This is a genomic window from uncultured Campylobacter sp., assembly GCF_938017615.1.
In the GTDB taxonomy this organism is placed as follows: domain Bacteria; phylum Campylobacterota; class Campylobacteria; order Campylobacterales; family Campylobacteraceae; genus Campylobacter_B.
In genome coordinates this window covers 1-4185 of record NZ_CALIJA010000110.1, presented here as the reverse complement: position 1 = coordinate 4185, position 4185 = coordinate 1, and the positions used below count along the sequence as shown (strand labels likewise).

Below are 4185 nucleotides of genomic sequence, written 5' to 3'. Positions count from 1 at the left end.
ATTTTTAGCATTGTTTAGATCCGATCATTTTTTTTAGCTTAGCTGCTTCTGCAACCTTAATCCAATAAATTTATTTCATAGCATGGCTATTACGTTTAAATATAGCTAATATTTTTATGACGTCTTTGCTTACGCGAAACGGCACCGTATAGCCTTTAAAAACCAGATCTCTAGTATCTTTACGATTTAGCTTAGGATTTTTTCTAAAACTATACGGACGATTTGGAATGTCTGAAATTTTAACAATCAAATCATCCGCAAACTTAGCCGCCCTTTGGAAACTATCTTGCGCGATAAACATAATAATTTTATCCAAATCGCTAAGAAATTCTTCGCTATAGACAAGCTTCATATCTATCAGGCCATTTTTTTAAAAAGCTTATTTAGATGCTCCAACATTTCCTCGTGCGAGTGGTATTTCAGCTCGCCTCTATCGTCGGCATCCGAAATTTCCATAAGTCTAGCTTCATCCTGTGGGCTTAAATAATTCAGCTCATTATAGCTTATAACGGCGGTAGGATCATTTGCGATTATATCCTCTATGGCTTTAAGCGTTTTAGCGTTTGACGTTTGAATATTTATCGATGCAAGCATAGCTTATCCTTGTAGAAATCTAATTGCATTATGCCATAAATTTATAATAAAGCTCTTAAAGGCGGCGGCGCGCAATAAATGGGTTTAAATTTAAAAGCCTCTTGAGTTAAAATTTTATCCCGCCCTGCCCTTCGACCTATCCTAGCTGCTTATCATATAAGCTCTTGTAGTAGCCGCCCAGAGCCATTAGCTCCTCATGCTTTCCGCGCTCTACGATCTCGCCCTTATCCAGTACTAAAATTTCGTCGCAATTCTTAACGGAATTTAGCCTATGTGCGATGATGATGAAGGTTTTTCCCTTTTTGATCTCGCTTAAATTTTTATTTATGATGCTTTCGCTTTCATAATCAAGTGCAGAGGTCGCCTCATCAAAGATTAAAATTTTAGGATTATTTATGAGCGCTCTAGCGATTGCGATGCGCTGTTTTTGTCCGCCGCTAAGGCTCGAGCCGCGCTCGCCTACGAAGGTATCGTAGCCTCCTGCAAGCTCGGCGATAAAATCATGAGCGCCCGCAATCTTGCTAACTCTGATGATCTCCTCCATACTCGCTCCGCTTGCGGCAAAGGCGATGTTTTCTTTGATACTACCGCTAAATAGATAGTTTTCCTGAAGGACCACGCCGATGTTTTGTCTTAAAAGATATGGATTTAGATGTCTGATATCTATGCCGTCTATGTAAACGGCGCCCGAGCTTTGCAGATAGAGCCGTTCAATAAGCTTTGTGATAGTGCTTTTACCGCTGCCGCTTCTGCCGACTATACCTACGCTTTTGCCCGGTTCTACGTGAAAGCTGATATCTTTTAGCACTAAATTTAGATCCGGTCTGTATCTGAAATTTACGGCGTCAAATTTTATATCTCCTTCTATATTATTTAGCGCAATGGGTTTATCGGTGCTCTGCTCGGTTGGAGTATTTAATATATCTCCTAGCCTATCAACGCTAAGAAGGGCTTGCTGAAACTCATTCCAAAGACCTACCAGCCTCATTACAGGAGCGCTAAATTGCCCTGCAAACATCTGAAAGGCGATGAGCTGACCAACGCTTAGCTTGCCTTCGATCACGAGCCCCACGCCGAAGTATAAAATGCAAAGCGTCATAAGCTTTTGCAGTGCGGAGGCAAAGCCGCTTGCGACGTTGCTTAAATTTGAAAGATTAAAAGATGAGCGGACGTATCTGCCTAGATTTTCCTCCCACATCTTTTGCATACTGCCCTCAATCGCTAGAGATTTTACCGTCTGCATTCCAGTTACAGCTTCTACGAGATAGGAGTTTGAAGCAGCTCCCATTTGAAATTTATCCTCCAGTCTCTTTCTAAGTACCGGCGTGATAAAAAAGTATATTGCAGCAATTACGCTTATAAATGCGATTGCAATTAGCGTGAGTTTAATGCTGTAAAGCAGCATCATAAAGACAAATACGAAGCTAAATAAAATATCAAGTAACACGCTTACGCTTTTATTTGCGATAAACTCTCTTATACTATCTAGTTCTCGCACTCTAGCAACGATGTTTCCAACTTTACGGTTCTCAAAGTAAGTCATCGGAAGCAGAGCTAAATGGCTAAAAAGCTCGCTACCTAGCCTAGCGTCAATTTTAGTAGTAGTGTGAGCGAATATATAATTTCTACTTAGGCTTAAAAGCATCTCAAATATGATAGTTGCCAAAAATGCAAATGCAATGACGTTTAGAGTGCTAATGCTATGATGAGTTAAAACCTTATCGAGCACTACCTGCGTAAAAAGCGGCGTCACTAGGCCGAAAAGTTGCATGATAAATGAAGCTAAAAGCACTTCAAATACAACCCTTTTAAAGCTTAGCATCCGCTTGTAAAACCACGCAAAGCCGAATTTGATTTGAGAATTCAGAGTTTTATGAGCTAGCACTATAAACTCGCCGCTGCAAAGATCAAATAGCTCGCTCGCGCCTAGCTCCTTTACGGAATTTCCGCCGTCAAATACGATAAATTTAATAGCTGCTTCTGGCTCCTGCAAGGATTTGGATGAGCGGGAGGCTTTAGTCTCTTTAGCAGACAAATGGGGTGTATCCGCGGGAGAAGAATTTGCCGCGCCGGAAGAAGATGACGTATTAGAAGATAACGATGCGGATGAAGATGAGTTTAAAGAATTTGCCGCGCCGCCGCTAGGGCTTAATATCTCCTTAGAACCTGCCGCGTCTTTGGAATTTGCGCTATTTATATCGGCTCCTGTCTTGCTAGCGTGTGATGCTTTAATATTCGCTTCGCTTTGCTGCTCGATCTTTAAGATGTTAAAGTAGCTTCCATCTTTTTTTTGAAGGATAAAGGGCGGCTTATAGCGCAGCAAATTTGAAAGATTTAGCTTTTTGATTTTAGCCTTAAACTCGCAATGCTTAGCCATACGCACCAGCTCTTCGATCTGCGGCTCCTCGCTGCTTAGCGCAAATTTATTTATAAGCGCCTTGGCATCGAATGGGATATGATTTACGGCGGCTATCAGACCTAGCGAGCCCAGGGCGGTTTGCATCGAATACCTTTGAGTGAAATTTGAAGGAATTCTATTAAGTCTATTTGAAACGGGGCTTAAATTCGGAAGGAATTTTAAAGAAATTTAAGGGATTTGAAGAATTTATTAAGCTAGAACGATGGTGCGGCGGGAAGGAATGACCAGGAGAGTGTCAAAATTTAAGAAGCCGCTTTAAAACAAAGCCTGGAAATATTTTATAAAGCTTAAGCATACTTTTATAAATGCGGCTATATAATCCGCGCTAAGGGATAGCAAGAAAAGGACTGATATGAAATTCTATAAGTCTATTAAATTTAAAGCCCTGGCGGGGACACTGCTTCTTATAATAATACTTTGCGCCGCATTTATCCGCATCGTGCCTGATTACTCTACCTCGCGAGGCTTTGCCGTCGTTTCCCTCCCTGACTACAATAAATACAAACAAGGCTACTGCCTCAAAGAGGATAGAATTTTACCTAAAGAGGAGCTGTATAAACGCGCCGTCGGAGAATTTTTAGATAAAGAAATTACTGTATTAAAAAAGATCGCAAAGTATAGAGAAAACGACGGCATAAAATCTAAGTATCCTACCGATTATTATGAGATGAAAGACTTGAGCTTTGAAAATTATCTTGAAATTTTAAAAAACAAGAGCGATAGCGTAGAAACCGTTGAGGATTTATATATGACGAAACTACAGGCGAGCGCAACGGATCCAAAACAATATTTGAAAGTCGATAGCGTCAATAAAATAGGCGGTTTTACAAAACCTTTGATTTTGTGTTTCGAGGATAGCATCTTTCTTATGTTGGATAAAAATTATATCATCGGAAATGACTTTTTACAATCCAAGTCTATTTTGCTATTTCATAAAATTCCGACTGAATATAATTTAAAAACATACTATGAAAAACCCACTAATTCGCCCGAGTATTATTTTGATAATTGCGGCGACGTAAAATACGATGTAGAAAAAGAATACCTGGAAGGCAGGGAACTTACAGGCGGCTGAAAAGCTAAGTAAACAACTGAAATTTTCAAAGGAGCGTCGGTATGAAATTTTATAAATCTCTTAAATTTAAAGCCCTGGCAGGCGCGCTGCTTCTTAT

Annotated in this window: 4 protein-coding genes; 1 reads left to right on the top strand and 3 read right to left on the bottom strand. The window is 40.1% G+C overall.

Annotated elements, in window-relative coordinates; genetic code table 11:
* Positions 1-70: 70 nt before the first annotated feature.
* The 3 genes from Q0620_RS05765 to Q0620_RS05755 all read right to left on the bottom strand — a co-directional run bounded on the left by Q0620_RS05765 (position 71) and on the right by Q0620_RS05755 (position 3097).
* Positions 71-352 (bottom strand): type II toxin-antitoxin system RelE/ParE family toxin, encoded by a 282-nt coding sequence (locus tag Q0620_RS05765; protein ID WP_298783689.1) that lies wholly within the window; start codon positions 350-352, stop codon positions 71-73.
* Positions 353-357: 5 nt separating this feature from the next.
* Positions 358-594, bottom strand: a complete 237-nt coding sequence (locus tag Q0620_RS05760) for a hypothetical protein (RefSeq protein WP_298783687.1) — start codon at positions 592-594, stop codon at positions 358-360.
* Between the two features lie 136 nt (positions 595-730).
* Positions 731-3097: a type I secretion system permease/ATPase gene (locus tag Q0620_RS05755; RefSeq protein WP_298783685.1), complete on the bottom strand. Its 2367-nt coding sequence runs from the start codon at positions 3095-3097 to the stop codon at positions 731-733.
* A 268-nt stretch (positions 3098-3365) separates the two neighbouring features.
* Here Q0620_RS05755 and Q0620_RS05750 point away from each other — a divergent pair, with 268 nt between their 5' ends.
* Positions 3366-4088 (top strand): hypothetical protein, encoded by a 723-nt coding sequence (locus Q0620_RS05750; RefSeq protein ID WP_298783682.1) that lies wholly within the window; start codon positions 3366-3368, stop codon positions 4086-4088.
* Positions 4089-4185 lie beyond the last annotated feature (97 nt).